At 67.2% G+C, this 17,687-nt stretch carries 16 protein-coding genes; 7 read left to right on the forward strand and 9 right to left on the reverse strand.

The genetic code is table 11. The features are described 5' to 3' along the window. The first annotated feature begins 3 nt into the window (after positions 1–3). From ACW179_RS13700 to ACW179_RS13710, 3 genes are read left to right on the forward strand one after another with little or no spacing between them, the layout of a single operon-like run. Positions 4–2,196, forward strand: coding sequence for a beta-glucosidase family protein (locus ACW179_RS13700; protein WP_492060032.1), 2,193 nt, complete (start codon positions 4–6; stop codon positions 2,194–2,196). 9 nt (positions 2,197–2,205) lie between these two features. Continuing rightward, complete coding sequence (locus ACW179_RS13705) at positions 2,206–3,786, forward strand: carboxylesterase/lipase family protein (RefSeq protein WP_492060033.1); 1,581 nt, start codon at positions 2,206–2,208, stop codon at positions 3,784–3,786. Next, positions 3,786–4,025, forward strand: a complete 240-nt coding sequence (locus ACW179_RS13710) for a hypothetical protein (protein ID WP_492060034.1) — start codon at positions 3,786–3,788, stop codon at positions 4,023–4,025. The genes ACW179_RS13705 and ACW179_RS13710 overlap by 1 nt, the downstream gene beginning before the upstream one ends. A 149-nt stretch (positions 4,026–4,174) precedes the next feature. Here the strand turns inward: ACW179_RS13710 and ACW179_RS13715 are convergent, their stop codons facing one another. The 4 genes from ACW179_RS13715 to ACW179_RS13730 form a co-directional block, all read right to left on the reverse strand. Continuing rightward, positions 4,175–4,738 (reverse strand): DUF1697 domain-containing protein, encoded by a 564-nt coding sequence (locus tag ACW179_RS13715; protein WP_492060035.1) that lies wholly within the window; start codon positions 4,736–4,738, stop codon positions 4,175–4,177. Beyond that, positions 4,735–5,901: a cystathionine beta-lyase gene (metC, locus tag ACW179_RS13720; RefSeq protein WP_492060036.1), complete on the reverse strand. Its 1,167-nt coding sequence runs from the start codon at positions 5,899–5,901 to the stop codon at positions 4,735–4,737. Before metC ends, ACW179_RS13715 begins: the two co-directional genes overlap by 4 nt. An 875-nt stretch (positions 5,902–6,776) precedes the next feature. Continuing rightward, on the reverse strand, positions 6,777–7,631 hold the full coding sequence (gene sseA, locus ACW179_RS13725) for a 3-mercaptopyruvate sulfurtransferase (RefSeq protein ID WP_492064316.1): 855 nt from the start codon (positions 7,629–7,631) through the stop codon (positions 6,777–6,779). A gap of 108 nt (positions 7,632–7,739) precedes the next feature. After that, positions 7,740–8,738: a cysteine synthase A gene (locus ACW179_RS13730; protein ID WP_492060037.1), complete on the reverse strand. Its 999-nt coding sequence runs from the start codon at positions 8,736–8,738 to the stop codon at positions 7,740–7,742. Between the two features lie 119 nt (positions 8,739–8,857). Here ACW179_RS13730 and ACW179_RS13735 point away from each other — a divergent pair, with 119 nt between their 5' ends. Beyond that, positions 8,858–10,396, forward strand: a complete 1,539-nt coding sequence (locus ACW179_RS13735; RefSeq protein WP_492060038.1) for a cryptochrome/photolyase family protein — start codon at positions 8,858–8,860, stop codon at positions 10,394–10,396. Here ACW179_RS13735 and ACW179_RS13740 read toward each other — a convergent pair. The 3 genes from ACW179_RS13740 to ACW179_RS13750 all read right to left on the reverse strand — a co-directional run bounded on the left by ACW179_RS13740 (position 10,393) and on the right by ACW179_RS13750 (position 13,477). After that, positions 10,393–10,677: a hypothetical protein gene (locus ACW179_RS13740; protein ID WP_492060039.1), complete on the reverse strand. Its 285-nt coding sequence runs from the start codon at positions 10,675–10,677 to the stop codon at positions 10,393–10,395. The two genes, ACW179_RS13735 and ACW179_RS13740, sit on opposite strands and share 4 nt — an antisense overlap. 68 nt (positions 10,678–10,745) lie before the next feature. Continuing rightward, on the reverse strand, positions 10,746–11,981 hold the full coding sequence (locus ACW179_RS13745; RefSeq protein ID WP_492060040.1) for a class I SAM-dependent methyltransferase: 1,236 nt from the start codon (positions 11,979–11,981) through the stop codon (positions 10,746–10,748). A 47-nt stretch (positions 11,982–12,028) separates the two neighbouring features. Continuing rightward, a complete protein-coding gene (locus tag ACW179_RS13750; protein ID WP_492060041.1) occupies positions 12,029–13,477 on the reverse strand; it encodes a cryptochrome/photolyase family protein in 1,449 nt (482 codons plus the stop codon). A gap of 60 nt (positions 13,478–13,537) precedes the next feature. On the opposite strand from ACW179_RS13750, the gene kdsA reads away from it, so the two are divergent. The 3 genes from kdsA (at position 13,538) to ACW179_RS13765 (ending at position 17,015) form a co-directional block, all read left to right on the forward strand. Beyond that, a complete protein-coding gene (gene kdsA, locus ACW179_RS13755; RefSeq protein ID WP_492060042.1) occupies positions 13,538–14,404 on the forward strand; it encodes a 3-deoxy-8-phosphooctulonate synthase in 867 nt (288 codons plus the stop codon). 4 nt (positions 14,405–14,408) lie between these two features. After that, positions 14,409–15,410 carry an ADP-glyceromanno-heptose 6-epimerase gene (gene rfaD / locus ACW179_RS13760; RefSeq protein WP_492060043.1) on the forward strand — a complete coding sequence of 334 codons (1,002 nt, stop codon included), beginning with the start codon at positions 14,409–14,411 and terminating at the stop codon, positions 15,408–15,410. Positions 15,411–15,533: 123 nt separating this feature from the next. After that, positions 15,534–17,015, forward strand: a complete 1,482-nt coding sequence (locus tag ACW179_RS13765; protein ID WP_492060044.1) for a hydroxymethylglutaryl-CoA synthase family protein — start codon at positions 15,534–15,536, stop codon at positions 17,013–17,015. A gap of 7 nt (positions 17,016–17,022) precedes the next feature. Here the strand turns inward: ACW179_RS13765 and ACW179_RS13770 are convergent, their stop codons facing one another. Further along, positions 17,023–17,409, reverse strand: a complete 387-nt coding sequence (locus tag ACW179_RS13770) for a type II toxin-antitoxin system VapC family toxin (protein WP_492060045.1) — start codon at positions 17,407–17,409, stop codon at positions 17,023–17,025. Then, positions 17,406–17,681 carry a type II toxin-antitoxin system VapB family antitoxin gene (locus tag ACW179_RS13775; protein ID WP_492060046.1) on the reverse strand — a complete coding sequence of 92 codons (276 nt, stop codon included), beginning with the start codon at positions 17,679–17,681 and terminating at the stop codon, positions 17,406–17,408. Before ACW179_RS13775 ends, ACW179_RS13770 begins: the two co-directional genes overlap by 4 nt. Between the last annotated feature and the right edge of the window lie 6 nt (positions 17,682–17,687).

Consider the following 17,687-nt stretch of genomic DNA (forward strand, 5'->3'; position numbering starts at 1 on the left):
GCCATGCACCGATCCCTGACTGCGGCCGCCAGCTTCGCTGTTCTGGTCTACGCCTCGGGCGCCCTGGCTCAGGCCGCCCGTCCCTGGATGGATCCCAAGCTGTCGCCGGATGAACGCGCCCGCCTGCTGGACGCCGAGCTGACCCTCGACGAGCGGATCGGCCTGCTGCACGGCCCGATGGCCATGCCTTTCAAGATCAAGGAGATCCCCAAGGAGGCCATCGGATCAGCAGGCTACATCCCCGGCGTGCCGCGTCTGGGCATTCCCGCCTTGCAGGAAAGCGACGCCAGCCTGGGCGTCACCAATCCTCTGGGGATGCGGCCCGGTGACGGTGCCACGGCCTTGCCTTCGGGCCTGTCGCTGGCGGCCACTTTTGATGCCAAGATGGCCTATGCCGGCGGCACCCTGGTGGGCCGCGAGGCGCGGGCCAAGGGCTTCAATGTGCAGCTGGCTGGTGGTGTCAACCTGGCCCGCGATCCGCGCAATGGCCGTAACTTCGAGTATCTGGGCGAGGATCCGCTGCTGGCGGGGACGCTGGCCGGCGAGTCGATCCGCGGCATCCAGGACCAGCAAATCGTCTCGACCGTGAAGCACTTCTCGCTGAACGGTCAGGAGACCAACCGCCACTGGGCCAATTCGGTGATTGAGGAGGGTGCCCATCGCGAGAGCGACCTGCTGGCCTTCCAGATCGCCATCGAAAAGGGCCAGCCCGGCTCGGTGATGTGCGCCTACAACCTGGTCAATGGCCACTACAGCTGCGGCAACGACCACCTGCTCAACACGGTGCTCAAGGGCGACTGGGGCTATAAGGGCTGGGTGGTGTCGGACTGGGGCGCAGTGCGGGCCACCGACTTTGCGCTTAAGGGCCTGGACCAGCAGTCGGGCGAGCAACTGGATGACCAGGTCTGGTTTGGCGCGCCGCTCAAGGCCGCCGTCGAAAAGGGCGAGATCCCCGCCGCCCGCCTGTCGGATATGAGCCGCCGTATCCTGCGCTCGCTGTTCGCCGCCGGCCTGTTCGAGAACCCGCCGGTCAAGGCACAGATCGACTACAAGGCCAATGCCGAGGTTGCTCGCGCGGCAGCCCGCGACGGTATCGTGCTACTGAAGAACCGCGAGGGCCTGCTGCCTCTTGCCAAGACGGCAAAGCGCATTGCGGTGATCGGCGGCCATGCTGACGCGGGTGTTCTGTCGGGCGGCGGCTCGTCCCAGGTGGTCGCGCCGGGCGGTGCCAAGGTCAGCATTCCCATGGGCGGGGAGGGGCAGATGGCCGCCTTCCGCAACCAGATCCTGCACCCGTCCGCGCCCCTGGCCGCGATCCGCGCCCTGGTCCCCGACGCCGCCGTGAAGTTCAACGATGGCCGCTACATCGCCTCCGCGGTCGCCGCCGCCAAGGCCGCCGATGTGGTGGTGGTGTTCGGCAACCAGTGGATGGGCGAGGGCGAGGATGCGCCGGACCTGTCGCTGCCCGACGGCCAGGACGCCCTGATCGCCGCGGTCACGGCCGCCAACCCCAACACCGTCGTGGTGCTGCAGACCGGCGGACCGGTGGTCATGCCCTGGCTGGATCAGGCTGGGGCCGTGGTCGAGGCCTGGTACTCCGGTGCCAAGGGCGGCGAGGCCATTGCCGACGTGCTGTTTGGCGAGGTCGACGCCTCGGGCCGCCTGCCGATGACCTTCCCGGCTTCCATCGACCAGTATCCCCGCGCCGCGCTGCCGGGCCTTGGCTTGCCCGAGAAGACGCCGTTCGATGTCGTCTATGACGAGGGCGCGGACGTCGGCTATCGCCGCTTCGCCGCCACCGGCCAGAAGCCGCTGTTCCCGTTCGGCTATGGCCTGTCCTATACCCGCTTCAGCTATGCCAATCTGAAGGTCAGCGGCGGTCAGACCCTGACGGTCAGCTTTGACGTCACCAATGCCGGCCAGCGGGCTGGCAAGGATGCGCCGCAGGTCTATCTGACCAACGCCGCCGGGCAGCCGCTGCAACGGCTGATCGGGTTCGAGAAGGTGGCCCTGAACCCCGGCGAGACCCGCCGCGTGACGGTGGCGGCTGATCCCCGGCTGCTGGGGCGCTTCGACGTTGCGGGCCATCGCTGGACCGTCACGGCAGGTGACTATCAGGTGGCCGTGGGGGCATCCTCTGCCGACCTGGCGCTGAAGGGCGCCGCCAAGCTCAAGGCCCGGACGCTGAAGCCGTAAGGAATGACCATGCGCCTGCTGTCAAAGATCCCGGCCCTGGCGGTCAGCATCGTCCTGGCCTCGGCCGGCACTGCCTGGGCGGCCGGTCCGCAAGTCGCCACCACCTTTGGGCCGGTTGTCGGAACCGAGACGGGCGGCGTGGCGGCCTTCCGGGGCGTGCCCTTTGCCGCCCCGCCCGTGGGCGAGCTCCGCTGGCGCGCCCCCCAGGCCCCCAGGGCGTGGACTGCGCCGCGCGACGCCGTCGCCTATGGCCCCGACTGCATGCAGAAGCCTTTCCCCGGCGACGCCGCGCCCCTGGGCGTGACCCCCGCTGAGGATTGTCTCTACGCCAATGTCTGGACGCCGGCGGCCACGCTGAAGAGCAAGGCCAGGGCCCCGGTGATGGTCTGGATCTATGGCGGCGGCTTTGTGAACGGCGGCAGCTCGCCGGCCGTCTATAGCGGCGACCGCTTTGCCCGAGACGGAGTGGTGCTGGTCAGTTTCAACTACCGCGTCGGGCGTTTTGGCTTCTTCGCCCATCCGGCCCTGACCGCCGCCGGCGCCGACAAGGGGATGCTGGGCAACTACGCCCTGATGGACCAGATCGCGGCCCTGCAATGGGTTCGGGACAATATCGAGGCGTTCGGCGGCGACCCGTCCAACGTCACCGTCTTTGGCGAGTCGGCCGGGGGGATGTCGATCCACGCCCTGCTGACCTCGCCCCTGGCCAAGGGGCTGTTCCACAAGGCGATCATCCAGTCGGGGGGCGGGCGACCACGCCTGCTGCCGACCCTGCCGCTGACGGCCCCGGCCGGTCAGCGCTCGGCCGAGGCAGCGGGCCAGGCCTTTGCGACCAAGGCCGGGATCACCGGCGATGACGCCGCCGCCCTGGCCGCCCTGCGGGCGCTTCCCGCCGAGGCTGTGGTCGACGGTTTGAACATGGCCACCTCGGGCACCCCTACCTGGGGCGGCGGGCCGATGATCGACGGCAAACTTCTGTTGCGCGAGCCTTTGGCGTCCTATGAGGCCGGCGCGTGGAACAGGATGCCGGTGCTGGTGGGCGCCACCAGCGCTGACGGCTTCTTCTTCGGCGGCACGCCCGACACCGTCTATGCCCCGTTCGGCGACAAGCGGGCGCAGGCGCAGGCGCTTTACGATCCCAAGGGCGACGCCCCTATCGGCCTCTATGGCTGGCAGGCGGCCGGCGACCGGATGTTCATTGAGCCGTCTCGCAAGGTGGCCCGCGTGCTGTCAGCCCAGGGCGTGCCCGTGCGTCAGTTCCGCTTCTCCTACGTCGCCGAAAGCCAAAGGAAGGACTGGTGGGGCGCGCCGCATGCCACCGAAATTCCTTTCGTGTTCGACACGGTGGACGCTCGCTATGGCGCGGCCCTGACCCCGGCCGATGCGGCGGCGGCCAAGGCGGCCCACGCCTACTGGATCGCCTTCGCCAGCACGGGACAGGCCGCCCCGGCGGGACTGCCCGCCTGGCCGACCTATGAGGCGGCCAGCGACCGGCTGCTGGACTTTTCGACGTCGGGGCCGGTCGTCGTCACCGACCCCCTGAAGGCGCGCCTCGATCTGGTCGAGGCCACGGTTGCGGGCGCGCGCTGATGGCCGGCGAGAGCGCTACGGCCATGGTGGTGGTCGACCGGGAGGCGTTCCTGCGGCTTCGCCGTGCGCTGCCGGCGGCGACCAAGGAGAAGATCCAGGAGACCTTTGGAGTCAGTGAGACCACCTGGGTCAAGCTGCGCGACGGCCGCCCCCTGAAGCGCTCGACCCTCCAGCGGATCGAGGAGCGCTATGTCAAGCTGGCCGCAAACGATAGCAGCGCGCCGCTTTCGCGGCTCTAAAGCGCGTTCCGAAAAGTGGGAACCGGTTTTCGGAATGAAACGTGCGTGAAAACAAAAGACTAGAGCGCGTTCCGAAAAGTGGGAACCGGTTTTCGGCATGAAACGCGTGTGAAAACAAAAGACTAGAGCGGGTTTCGAACTGCTGTCCTTCACTCCATGCCGGGCGCCGTAGCCTCGCCGATCGTCTCGCCGATCGCCTGGACGACGGTCCACGGACGGCCGGTGATCCGCGTTGACAGGGCCTTTTCGACCATTCCGTTGCTGAACTTCGAGCCGCCGACGCCGTCGGGATAGGTGACATAGAGCTGGCGGCTTTCGACGCGCAGCTGCTCGCCGCCGGTCAGCTTGGTGCGCAGGGCGCCGATGATCTTCTTGTCCGGCGCGTCCTTCAGGAACAGCGTCATCAGCAGGCCCGGATCGTTTTCCGCAAAGTCGGTATAGGGGTTGGCGGCGATGATCGCGGCCCAGGCCTGGGCGGTGCGGACATAGACATCGGTGCGCAGGCCAAGCCGGCTGTGGATCTCGGTCTCCAGCAGGGTCTGGAGATCAGCGCCGGTGCGCTCGTGGCTGTCGAACACCAGGTTATTGGCCCCGCCGACGGCGCGGGCGTTGGTCATGCCCAACTCGCCCAGCAGGGCCGTGAAGGTCTCGGCCGCGATGGGTTGCTGGCCGCCGACGCTGATCCCGCGCAGAAGGGCGATGTGGGTGGTCATGGGGCTGTGGCTTCCAGGTTCAGGGCAGCAAAGGCGCGGTCGAGGTCGGCGATCAGGTCGTCTGGGCTCTCAAGGCCGATATGCAGGCGCAGCAGCGGGCCTTCGAGGTGGGTCGGGATGGTGCGGTTCTTGAGCTGCGGATCGCAATGAATCGCCAGGCTCTCATAGCCGCCCCAGGAAAAGCCCAGGCCAAACAGCTCCAGCGCATTGATGAAGGCGTGAACGGCTTTCTCGCGCACAGGCTTGAGCACTACGCCAAACAGCCCGCAGGCGCCGGAGAAATCGCGCGTCCAGATCGCGTGGCCGGCATCGCCGGGCAGGGCAGGGTGCAGCACACGCGACACTTCCGGGCGGCCTTGCAGCCAGCGGGCCACGGTCAGGCCGCTCTCCTGGTGGCGGGGCATCCGGGTGGTCAGGGTGCGCAGGCCGCGCAGCATGGTGTAGGCGTCGTCCGACGACACCGACCAGCCCACGTCCCACATGGCGTTGTCCAGCAGGGCGATGATCGCCGGATCATTGGTCGCCACGCTGCCCATGAAGCAGTCCGAATGGCCGCCCACATACTTGGTCAGGGCCTGGACGCTGAGGGTCACGCCATGGGCGAGGGGTTTGAACAGCAGGCCCGCTGCCCAGGTGTTGTCGATCAGGGTCAGCACGCCCCGGGCGTTGGCGGCCGCCGCGATGGCCGGGATATCCTGCATCTCGAAGGTCAGCGAGCCTGGGGCTTCCAGCAGGATCAGGCGAGTCCGGTCGCTGACCAGGGCCATCAGGGCCTCGGGCGACAGGGCGGGGTCGTAATAGCGGGTGGTCACGCCATAGCGGCCCAGGAACCGGTCGCAAAACCGGCGGGTCGGCTTGTAGGCGCTGTCGACCACCAGGATCTCGTCGCCGGCCTTTAGTACCGCCATCAGGGCACCGGTGATCGCCGCCAGGCCCGACGGATAGAGGGTGACGTTCTGCGCCCCTTCCAGCTCGGCCAGGGCCTGTTGCAGGGCCGAGGGGGTCGACAGGCCGGTGATCCCGTAGGTGACCTGATCGTCATCATACAGCGACGCCGCGTCGGGCAGCAGCACGGTGGACCCGCGCTGGATCAACGGATTTACGGTCCTGGCCCTGGCGCTTTGCGCATGGCCCGTGCGGATCAGTTGGGTGTCTTGGTCCATGGTGGGCAACTCGGGAGACGGGGAGGCGACAGGGGTGGTTTAGAGCGCGCGGTGTAGCCGGTTCAAGGCGGGAATGCCGGATCGGGCTTTTCGTGGCCGGGGCAGGCGCTGGCCCCCTCCGGGCCGCTGCGCGCCCGTCCTCCCCCAGAGGGGGAAGATGAGACCATCCGCCCCCGCTGGGGGCGGACGACCGGCGATAGCCGGTCAGGTGGGGGCAAGTGTGTCCGACCTCGCGCTTTCGCTGCGATGGCGGTGGGAAGGGCTGCGAAGCGTCCGGGCCTCGCCCGGATGAAGGATAGACAATACCGTTTCGACGAAGACGAACGCTCCGCGCAGTCGTTCTTTCAGAGGCGCGCGGCGCTTGAGCCGTGTTTGGGCCTCGCCGCCTTGAAGCCTCCGACGGGCGGACCGGGGAGCGACCCCGACCCGGACTGCCGGTTCTCCCGAACCGGCCTGCTGCTCGCCCGACCCCTGACGTGACGTCGTTTTAGTGTTCCACGGCCGACCGCCGCCAGACACGAAAGGGTTGGCGGTTCTGACCCGCCGTCGTTTGAGCTTCCCGCTCGACCACACCCCGCCGCCGCTTCGGTCGCTGGCCTGGCGCCCTTCCCCCGCGACGAGGTGGGATGATTATGCCGGGCGTTTTGAGCGCGTTTGACGGCGCGGTGCGAGATTTCTGCAGGGCGTTGATTGGGTTGGGGTTTGTGGGCGATGCGCCGGGGATGGAGAGCGCTGTATCCCCATAAATCCTCCCCCTGAAGGGGGAGGCGGCCGTCAGGCCGGAGGGGGAAGACCGCCCCGAGTCAGCAGAACTACCCCCTCCGTCTCCCCCGCCTTCGCGGGGGCGACACCTCCCCCTTCAGGGGGAGGATCCATCAAGCCTCGCCCGTCACTACGGCGGTATCCTCGCGGCCGCCCCATTCGGTCCAGGAGCCGTCATAGACTGCCGTACGGGGGCGGCCCAGGCGGGCCAGGGCCAGGGCGACGACCGAGGCGGTGATGCCTGAACCACAGGTCGAGACGATGGGCCGGGCGGTGTCGACGCCGGCGGCCGCGAACACGACCGCCAGCTTGTCGGCGCTAAGCAGCGTGCCGTCCGGGGCGATCAGGGCGCCGAGCGGGATGTTGCGAGCGCCTGGCATATGGCCGCCGCGCAGGCCGGCGCGGGGTTCGGGGACCTCGCCGGTGAAGCGGCCCGGCGGGCGGGCGTCGATGATCTGTTCGCGGCCGGTCTCGACGATGGTCTTCATCTGCTCGACCGAGCGAATGATGTCGGCCTGGACGCGCGAGGTGAAGTGGCGCTCCTGGGCCATGGCCGGGCCGTCCTCGATCGGGCGGCCCTCGGCGATCCATTTGGGCAGGCCGCCGTCCAGCACCGCCACGTCCTCGTGGCCCATGGCCCGGAACGTCCACCAGACCCGCGCGGCCGGAAAGATGCCGGTGCTGTCATAGACGACGATGCGCGAACCGTCGCCCAGACCCAGCTTGCGCACCCGCGAGGCGAACTTGATGGCGCTGGGCAGCATGTGCGGCAGGTCGGAGGTCTCGTCGGAGATCTCGTCGATATCGAAAAACACTGCGCCCGGAATATGGGCCAGCTGGAACTCCGCCTTCGGGTCGCGCGGCGTGCCGGGCATGAACCAGGACGCGTCGACGATGCGCACGTCCGGCGCCTCGAGATGGTCGGCCAGCCAGGCGGTGGAGACCAGGGGATCGACGACGGTGTTCACGGGCATGGCGCGGCCTTTCGGGGTCTGACTCGCCCCAGTTGTGAGGACGGCAGGATTGCGGGATCGACGACGCAGGGCAAGGGCGCGGACGCCCTTAAGCGCTCTTGATCACATCCACCCCGGCACCGGCAGGCCCTTTTCTTCAAGGAAGGCGCGGTTGAAGATCTTGCTCTGGTAGCGCGAGCCGTGGTCGCACAGGATGGTCACGATGGTGTGGCCGGGGCCCATGGCCCGGGCCATGTGGATGGCTCCGGCGACATTGATGCCCGACGAGCCGCCCAGGCATATCCCTTCGTGCTGCACGAGGTCGAAGACCACATTCAGCATCTCGGTGTCGTCGATGCGGAAGGGGTGGTCGATGACCAGGCCTTCGAGGTTGGCGGTGATCCGGCCCTGGCCGATACCCTCGCTGATCGAGGTTCCCTCCGACTTCATGTCGCCGTCGGCGTACCAGCTGTAGAGCGATGCGCCGTACGGGTCGGCCAGGCCGATCTTCACCGAAGGTTTGCGTTCGCGCAGGGCCTGCGCCACCCCGGCCAGGGTGCCGCCCGAACCGACGGCGCAGATGAAGCCGTCGACCTTACCGTTTGTCTGATCGAAGATTTCCGGGCCGGTGTTCAGGTAGTGGGCCTGCCGGTTGGCGAGGTTGTCGAACTGGTTGGCCCAGATCACGCCGTTGGGCTCGCTGGCCGCCAGCTCTTCGGCCAGCCGGCCCGAATAGCGGACATAGTTGTCGGGGTTGGAATAGGGGACGGCGTCCACCTCGACCAGTTGGGCGCCCAGCAGGCGGATGGCGTCCTTCTTTTCCTGGCTCTGGGTGCGGGGGATGACGATGGTGGTCTTGTAGCCCAGCGCCGAGGCGACCATGGCCAGGCCGATGCCGGTATTGCCGGCCGTGCCCTCGACGATGCGCCCGCCGGGCTTCAGCAGGCCCCTGGCCTCGGCATCGCGGATGATGCCCAGGGCGGCGCGATCCTTGACCGACTGGCCGGGGTTCATGAACTCGGCCTTGCCCAGGATCTCGCAGCCGGTCGCGTCACTGGCGCGGTTGAGACGGATCAGGGGGGTATTGCCGATGGCGTCCAGGACGCTGGATTTTACGGACATGGCGGGATCTGGGAACGCTTCTGGCTGCAAAGGCGGTGAGGCATGGTAGATCGTGCCGAAGGGCGCGGACGCAAGCCCAGTTTTCCTGAAGACGGGCGCCAGCAGATGGGCATTCTCGCATGAACCGGGGGCAGGGTTCCCTGCGCCTGGTGCTGGGCGACCAGCTGAGTGAAAGCCTTTCGGCCCTGTCGGGCCTCGATCCGGCCTGCGACGTGGTGCTGATGACCGAGTCGGTCGCCGAGGCCACGGCCTGGAAGCATCACAAGCAAAAGCTGATCCTGGTCTGGTCGGCCATGCGGCAGTTCGCTGATCGTTTGAGGGCGCGGGGTGTCCGGGTTCGCTATGTGACGCTTGACGACCCGGCCAATAGCGGCTCGATCGCCGGGGAGATCCGCCGGGCCCTCGACGAGGAGGGTCTGGGGCGGGTGATCCGGACGGCCTGCGGCAAGTGGGGGCTGGAGGCTCATCTGCTGGCCCTGGCTGACTCTTTGACTGTCCCGTTCGAGACCCGAGAGGACGACCGCTTCCTGTGCTCGCGCCAGGAGTTCGCCGCCTGGGCCGAGGGCCGCAAGGAGCTGCGGATGGAGTATTTCTACCGCGAGATGCGGCGCAAGACCGGCCTCTTGATGGACGGCGACAAGCCGGCCGGCGGGCAGTGGAACTATGACGCCGAGAACCGTCGCAAGCTGCCGGCCGGGGTGCGTCCGCCCCAGCGCCTGCGCACGCCGGCAAATCCCACCACCCAGGCCGTGACGGCGATGGTCGCAAGCGGCTTTGAGGATCACTTCGGAACCGCCGAGGGCTTTGGCTGGCCGACCAATCCCGACGAGGCCGGGGCGATCCTGGATCACTTCTTCGACGACATGCTGGCCGGGTTTGGCGACTGGCAGGACGCCATGAGCTGGGGGCGGCCGTTTCTGTGGCACAGCCTGATCTCGCCGGCCCTCAACATCGGCCTGCTGGACCCGCTGGAGATCTGCCGGCGGGCCGAGGCGGCCTGGCGCGAGGGCCGCGCGCCGCTGAATGCGGTTGAGGGTTTCATCCGCCAGATCCTCGGCTGGCGCGAGTTTGTGCGCGGCGTCTACTGGCTGAAGATGCCGGAGTACGGCCAGCGCAATGCGCTCGACGCCCAGGGCCAGCTGCCGGCCTTCTACTGGACGGGCCAGACCGACATGGCCTGCGTGGCCGATGCGGTGACGGCGGTCCGCGATCATGCCTATGCCCATCACATCCAGCGGCTGATGGTGACGGGCAACCTGGCCATGCTGCTGGGGGTGCACCCTGACGCGGTGGACGACTGGTACATGGTGGTGTTCGCCGACGCCTATGAATGGGTCGAGATGCCCAATACGCGTGGCATGGCCACCTTTGCCGACGGCGGCATTGTCGGGTCAAAGCCCTACGCCGCCAGCGGGGCCTATATCGACCGGATGAGCGATTACTGCAAAGGCTGTCGCTATGACGTCAAGGACCGGCTGGGCGAGGGGGCCTGTCCGTTCAACGCCCTCTACTGGAACTTCCTCGACCGCCACGAAAAGCGCCTGGCGGGTCTGGGGCGGATGATGATGCCGCTCAAGACCCTGTCGAAAATGCCTGACGCCGAGCGCGTCGCCTTCCGGGCCAAGGCGGCGGCAACGCGCAGGGCGATGGGGGTTTAGGTCGCGCCGCCGTGCGTCTCGATGACGTTCAGCAGGGCCAGCGGCCCGCCGGCGGTGGTGGCGGCGCACCAGACATTGTGCAGGCCCTCCACCTCGACCAGCCGGTTCTCGACCGCGTCGATCATGATGCCCTCGGCGATATCGGACGAGACCTCGCCCAGCAGTTGCTCGTCCTGAAGCTCGCCGCACCAGGCGGTCACCGCGTCAACCGCCGTCTGGGCGTCGAACTGGGTGATGTAGGTCCCCCCGTGGAAATCCAGGACCATGGTGTAGAGGTTCATGGGGCGCGACCTCGTTGTGCTTTTGGCTATCTACGCACACCCAAGGTCGCGAGGCGAAGGCGAAACGTCTAGGCCTTGCTGAGCCCTAGCTGGATCACATTGGTGCGCTCGGTGCGGAAGCCTGCCTCGCAATAGCTGAGATAGAACCGCCACAGGCGGCGGAAGCGCTCGTCGAAGCCCAGCCCCTTGATCTCGTCCCAGGCAGCCTCGAAGCGCACGGCCCACTGGGCCAGGGTGTCGGCATAGTTCTGGCCGAAGCGGTTGATTTCCGTCCACGAGAGACCCGCCTGATCGGTCTGGACCCTGAGGCGTTCCTCGCTGGGCAACATGCCGCCCGGAAAGATGTAGCGCTGGATGAAGTCGGTCTGGGTCCGGTAGTGCTCGAACAGCTCGTCGCGGATGGTGATGATCTGCAGGCCGGCCTGTCCGCCGGGGACCAGCACGTCGCGGATCTTGCCGAAATAGGTGGGCCAGTATTCCTCGCCGACCGCTTCGAACATCTCGATGGAGGCGACGCGGTCAAAACGGCCCTGCACGTCGCGATAGTCGATCAGCTGGATGTCGACCCGCTCGTTCAGGCCTGCCTCGAACATCCGCCTGCGGGCGAAGTCGTGCTGGGCCTGCGAGATGGTGATGGCGGTGACGCGGGCACCGACCTCGCGGGCCGCATAGTCGGCAAACCCGCCCCAGCCACAGCCGATCTCCAGCACATGGTGGTCGGGCTTGAGGTCGAGCGTGCGGGCCAGCGCCGCATATTTGGCCGTCTGGGCCTCGTCCAGGGACTGGCCCGGCCGCTCATAGAGGGCCGAGGAATAGGTCATGCCGGGGTCCAGCCAGCGCGAATAGAAGGCGTTGCCCAGGTCATAGTGGGCGTGGATGTTCTTGCGCGAGCCCTTGCGGTCGTTGCGGTTGAACAGGTGCAGCAGGGCGTTGACGGCCCGCATCACCCCGTTGCCCTCGACCAGCTCATGCAGGCGGTCGAAGTTCAGGGAGAAGGCCTCCAGCACGGTTGTCAGGTCCGGGGTTTCCCATTCTCCGGCCATGAAGCCTTCGGCAAAGCCGATGTCGCCGGCCGCCAGGGCCCGGCGTACGAAGCGGTAGTCGCGAACCTGGATCACGGCATGGGGGCCGGGCTCCTTGCCGGCGATCTCGAAGCGCTTGCCCGACGGCAGGATGAAGATCAGCGAACCCACGGCCCAGTTTTCTGCGGCGATGCGGACGACGGCCCGAAAGGCGCCCGGTGCGCTCTTCAGGGCGGGGTCTTTCCAGAGCACTGTGTCCGAGCAGGTCATGGCAGTCCGCATGTTCACTCCAGGTATAAACGCTCGCGTGACCGGGGCCGTAAATCCTGTCAGCCGCCCTTCAGGCTCTGATAGGCAGCCAGGGCCCGTTCCCGGGCAAAGGCGTGATCCACGATCGGTCGGGCATAGATACGCTTGGCGGTGATGCTGAGATGCGCCGGCGATGTCCATGGCCTGTGGATAACAGCGTCCGGCAGGGTCGAGAGTTCCGGGACCCAGCGCCGCACATAGACCCCGCGGGGATCGAACTTCTCGCCCTGGGTGATGGGGTTGAAGATGCGGAAGTAGGGCGCGGCATCGGCGCCGCTGCCAGCGGTCCACTGCCAGTTGCCGACATTGTTGGGCAGGTCGGCATCGACCAGGGTGTCCCAGAACCAGGCCTCGCCGTCGCGCCAGTCGATCAGCAGGTGCTTGACCAGGAACGAGGCCACGATCATCCGCACGCGATTGTGCATGAACCCGGTGGTCCACAGCTCGCGCATGCCCGCATCGACGATGGGATAGCCGGTCCGGCCTTGCGTCCAGGCCGTGAAGGCGGCGTCGTCGCGGTTCCAGGGGAAGGCGTCGAACTCGGCCCGGAAATTGGCGGTGGTGATGTCGGGGCGGTGGAAAAGGATGGAATGGTTGAATTCCCGCCAGCCGACCTCGGACAGGAACTTGTCGCCCTGGGCGGCGGGGACAGCGCCGGCGGTGATGGCGGCCCGGGTTGCTGCCCAGACCTGGCGCGGGCCGATCTCGCCGAAATGCAGATGCGGCGACAGACGCGAGGTGACCTCGACGCCGGGGATGTCGCGCTGGTCGGCATAGTTCAGCACCTTGCCGGCCAGGAACGCTGAAAGCCGCTCGGCCGCGCCGGCCTCGCCGGGCGTCCAGAGCGAGAAGCCGCCGGACCAGTCGGGCGCAGTGGGATGCAGGCCCCAGTCCGCCAGTCGCTCGCTGGGCGGCTGGCGCGTCGGGGCGGGCAGGGCGGCCGGCGCAGGCGATACAGTCACCTCGCCGATGTGCTCGCGAGCGGCCCGCCAGTAAGGCGTGAAGACCTTGTAGCCCTCGCCAGAGCCGTTCTTGACCGTCCAGGGCTCGTTGAGCAGGCCGGCATTATAGCTTTTGCAGGCCAGACCCCGGCCTCGCAGGTCGGCCTTGATCGCCGCATCGCGATCCATGGCGGCCTTGTCGTAGAGGCGGTTCCAGACCACGCCTGCGGCCTCGGTCTCGGCGATCAGCTCGTCCAGCACGGCGGCGGCCCGGCCGCGTCGCAGGATCAACCGCCCGCCGCGTGCTTCGATGTCGGCGGTCAGAGCCCGCAGCGACTTGTCCAACCACCACAGCGAGGCCCCGCCCATGGGCCGCACGCCGGGCGTTTCGTCGAGAATGTAGACCGGAACCACCGCCCGGCCGGTGGCCAGGGCCGCCTGTAGGGCGGGATTGTCGGCCAGGCGCAGGTCCTTGCGCAGCCACACCAGGATGGGTCCGTCGCCTTGGATGTCGATCCGCACTTGCACCGTTCCGCTTCTGGGGCCACCTGTCTGGCCTGAATTCTTCACTTCGCCGGAAGCCTTGCCTTGAGTCAGCCCCAAGCCGTAGCCCCCAACGCCGTTGTCGAGATCAAGACCCCGACCGGCGCGCCCGTCCGCATCGGTAACGGCGAGCGGCTGTCGATCATCGCCGGTCCCTGCCAGATGGAGAGCCGCCAGCACGCGCTGGAGACCGCCCACGCCCTGAAGGAGATGGCCGATCGCCTCGGCGTCGGTCTGATCTACAAGACCTCCTACGACAAGGCCAATCGCACCTCGGCCAACGCCCAGCGCGGCATCGGGCTGCATGACAGCCTGCCGATCTTCCAGGAGATCCGCGAGGTCACTGGCCTGCCCACCCTGACCGATGTTCACGAGATCAGCCACTGCGCCCCGGTGGCCGAGGCGGTCGACGTGATCCAGATCCCGGCCTTCCTGTGCCGCCAGACCGATCTGCTGCTGGCCGCAGCCGCCACGGGCCGCGCGATCAATATCAAGAAGGGCCAGTTCCTGGCCCCGTGGGACATGAAGAACGTCATCGCCAAGGTGACCGGCGCGGGCAATCCCAATGTCATGGCCTGCGAGCGCGGCGTGTCGTTCGGCTACAACACCCTGGTCAGCGACATGCGCAGCCTGCCGATCATGAAGGAGATCGGCTGCCCGGTGGTCTTCGACGCCACCCACAGCGTGCAGCAGCCCGGCGGCCTGGGCGGATCGTCCGGTGGTCAGCGCGAGTTCGTGCCGGTGCTGGCCCGCGCGGCGGTCTCGATCGGCGTGGCCTGCGTGTTCATGGAAACCCACCCCGACCCCGATAACGCGCCGTCTGACGGCCCCAACATGGTGCCGATGAGCCAGTTCGAGGCCCTGGTCGCCAACCTGCTCGAATACGACGCCCTGACCAAGCGCGCGGCCTGATCCGATGACCCGTCGCACCGTCCTCGTCACCGGCGGCACCGGCTTCATCGGCTCCAACATCGTCGCGCGCCTGTGTGAGGATCCGGATATCGATGTTGTGGTCTGCGATCGCCTGCGCGACGCGGCCCTGGGCAAGTGGCGCAACATTGCCAAGCACCCCATCGCCGACTTCGTGGCACCCGAGAACCTGTTCGACTGGCTGGCCAAGCGCGGCGGCGACGTGGAGCTGGTCATTCACATGGGCGCGGTCTCGTCCACGACCGAGCCGGACGCCGACAAGATCATCCACGCCAATTTCAGCCTGTCCCGCGACCTGTGGGACTGGTGCGCCCAGCGTGGCCGGCGGATGATCTATGCGTCTTCTGCGGCGACCTATGGCGACGGCGCCCTGGGGTTCGACGGCAAGGACGACATCGAGTCGCTCAAAGCCCTGCGGCCGCTCAACGCCTATGGCTGGTCCAAGGCGCTGTTCGACATCTATGCCGTCCGTGAAGCCGCACGGGGCCGGGCGCCGCTGCAGTGGGCGGGGCTGAAGTTCTTCAACGTCTACGGCCCTAACGAGGACCACAAGGGCGGCATGAAGTCGGTGGTCTGCCAGATCTGGCCCCGGATCGCGGCGGGTGAGGGCGTCAAGCTCTTCAAGTCACACAACCCAGACTATGAGGACGGCGGTCAGCTGCGCGACTTCGTCTATGTGCGCGACGTGGCCGATATCGTGGCCTGGTTGGCCGATAATCCGCAGGTCAACGGGGTCTACAACCTGGGCTCAGGCCAGGCCCGCAGCTTCAAGGACCTGGCCGAGGCGACCTTCCAGGCCATCGGGCGGGCCCCGGACATCAGCTATATCGACATGCCCGAAGTGCTGCGGGGCAAGTACCAGTACTTCACCCAGGCCGATATGAGCCGGCTGCGGGCGGCTGGCTATTCCGCGCCGATGACCGTGCTGGAGGACGGCGTCGAGGACTATGTGGCGGGTTATCTGAATACGGATGATCCTTACCGGTGACGGGCGCACGACGCGCGAAAAAGCTGCCAGACCTGCCGCCACGTCACACTTGCCGACCCCTTCCGCGAGCGTAAGCTAACCGCTGATAAGTCGCTGAAACGGGCGGCGATCAGGGAGTGGAACATGGTTGGTATCGCCGCCTGGGGTGCCTATGCGCCGCGTTTGCGTCTGAGCCGCAAGGCGGTGGTTGAGGCCAATGCCTGGGTCGCTCCGAATCTCAGGTCCAAGGGCAAGGGCGAGCGCTCGATGGCCAACTGGGATGAGGACGCCCTGACCATGGCGGTCGAGGCGGCTCGCGACGCTCTTGGCGCGAGCGATGATCGCAGCCAGATCGACGCGCTCTATTTTGCCTCCACGACGGCCCCGTTCGCCGACAGGCTGAATGCCGGCATTGTTTCAGCAGCACTGACTCTCGAGAAGTCCATCAGCGCCAGTGACGTCACCGGCTCGCAGCGCTGTGGTTTGACCGCCCTGGGTCAGGCCCTGGCGGCCGTGCAGGGCGGGGTGGCCAGGGCCGCGCTCGTGACGGCGGGCGAGCATCGCCGGACACGTGCGGCCTCGGCGCTGGAGCTGGACTGCGGTGACGGCGCGGCGGCCTTTGTTGTGACCGCAGACCCCGGCGCGGCCGAGCTGCTGGGTCGGGGCAGTGTGACCGACGATTTCGTCGACCACTTCCGGGGCAATGACGGCGGCTTCGACTATCAGTGGGAAGAGCGCTGGATCCGCGATGAGGGCATCGTCAAGCTGGTCCCGCCCGCCGTGAAGCGGGCCCTTGAGGCGGCGGGCGTGGCCGCATCGGACGTGGCGCACTTCTGCTTCCCCTCGACCTTTGCCGGCATGGCCGCGACCCTGGCCAAGGGGCTGGGCATCCGGCCCGAAGCGGTGCGCGACAACCTGGCCGCCGTGATGGGCGAAGCCGGCTGCGCCCACGGACCGATCCTTTTGGCCCATGCCCTGGAGCAGGCCCAGGCCGGTGAGATCATCGTCGTGGCCCAGTTTGGCCAGGGCGCCGAGGCGCTGGTGTTCCGGGCCACGGGGCAGTGCCCGCGCCCTGCGCGGGGCGTGACGGGCGCGCTGGCCGACCGCCAGGAAGAGACCAACTACATGAAGTTCCTGACCTTCAATGGTCTGGTCGAATGGGACAAGGGCATGCGGGCCGAGAAGGACAACAAGACCGCCCTGACCACCCTCTATCGCAACGAGGACATGATCCTGGGGCTGGTCGGCGGTCGTTGCCGTGAGAGCGGCGTCGTGCAGTTTCCCCGCACCCGCATCTCGGTGGCCCCCAACAACCCTGCCGTGGACACCCAGGAGCCCTATCGCTTTGCCGAACGAAAAGCGTCGGTGCTCAGCTATTCGGCCGACTACCTGACCTTCTCGATGGCCCCGCCCAACCACTACGGCATGATCGTTTTCGAAGGCGGCGGCCGGATCATGATGGACATCACCGATGTGTCGCCCGGCGACGTCGACACCGGTCTGCCGGTCAAGATGGTGTTCCGGATCAAGGACGTCGACGAGAAGCGGGGCTTCGTCCGCTATTTCTGGAAGGCGGCACCGGATCGGTCGGCCGTCTCTTCCGCGTCGGCTGTGGCGGCGGAATAGGGCCGTGTCAGACCGCGCGCTTCACATCGGTGGCGGCGAAATCCTCGCCCTTGAACAGCAGCGGCAGGTCACGGGACTTGGCCAGGGCATAGCTGAAGCAGTCGCCATAGTTCAGGCCAAAGCGGCCCTTGCCGTAGGTCTCATATGCCCACGAGGCCAGGTCAAGTTGGACCGTATCGAAAGGCTCGATCATAACATCGAAGTCGTCAACGAACCGCGCGATGTTCTCCCCTTCGCCAGGGCCTTTACGCCGCAGGCCGACGATCTGGAGCTCGAGGCGGGTGGGAGCGGACATCAGAAGGCCATCTACACCGACGATAGCGTCCAGGAAGGAGACGGCCTCCGACTCCTTCCACAACATCGCCAATACGGCGGAGGTATCGAGGACGATCACCTAGGAAGGCCGTCCTCGTCGTACAGCATCTCCTCGGGTGAGCGCGGGTCGAGTACTGGTAGAGCTGCAGAACGCCGTTGCAACTCGGTCATGAACGCTAGTTTCTCTTCACGTGTGCGGGGTTTCTGGAGCTTCGGCGGCGTCCGTTCGGCCTCTGCGCGAAGAGCGCGCGTGACGACATCGGCGAGGCTATCGCCGGTTTGCTCCACCACTTGGCGGGCGAAGCGATCCGCTTCGTCGGTGAGGATGATCCGCGTCATGCGGCCAAACATACACCC

The sequence above is a fragment of the Caulobacter sp. AVps18 genome (assembly GCF_058681425.1).

Coding starts and splice junctions, on each gene's coding strand:
- ACW179_RS13735 (WP_492060038.1), top strand. CDS start 8,858: ATGAACCGGGGGCAGGGTTCCCTGCGCCTGGTGCTGGGCGACCAGCTG.
- ACW179_RS13700 (WP_492060032.1), top strand. CDS start 4: ATGCACCGATCCCTGACTGCGGCCGCCAGCTTCGCTGTTCTGGTCTAC.
- ACW179_RS13765 (WP_492060044.1), top strand. CDS start 15,534: ATGGTTGGTATCGCCGCCTGGGGTGCCTATGCGCCGCGTTTGCGTCTG.
- rfaD (WP_492060043.1), top strand. CDS start 14,409: ATGACCCGTCGCACCGTCCTCGTCACCGGCGGCACCGGCTTCATCGGC.
- ACW179_RS13710 (WP_492060034.1), top strand. CDS start 3,786: ATGGCCGGCGAGAGCGCTACGGCCATGGTGGTGGTCGACCGGGAGGCG.
- metC (WP_492060036.1), bottom strand. CDS start 5,901: ATGGACCAAGACACCCAACTGATCCGCACGGGCCATGCGCAAAGCGCC.
- ACW179_RS13740 (WP_492060039.1), bottom strand. CDS start 10,677: ATGAACCTCTACACCATGGTCCTGGATTTCCACGGGGGGACCTACATC.
- ACW179_RS13775 (WP_492060046.1), bottom strand. CDS start 17,681: ATGTTTGGCCGCATGACGCGGATCATCCTCACCGACGAAGCGGATCGC.
- ACW179_RS13745 (WP_492060040.1), bottom strand. CDS start 11,981: ATGCGGACTGCCATGACCTGCTCGGACACAGTGCTCTGGAAAGACCCC.
- ACW179_RS13705 (WP_492060033.1), top strand. CDS start 2,206: ATGCGCCTGCTGTCAAAGATCCCGGCCCTGGCGGTCAGCATCGTCCTG.
- ACW179_RS13715 (WP_492060035.1), bottom strand. CDS start 4,738: ATGACCACCCACATCGCCCTTCTGCGCGGGATCAGCGTCGGCGGCCAG.
- ACW179_RS13730 (WP_492060037.1), bottom strand. CDS start 8,738: ATGTCCGTAAAATCCAGCGTCCTGGACGCCATCGGCAATACCCCCCTG.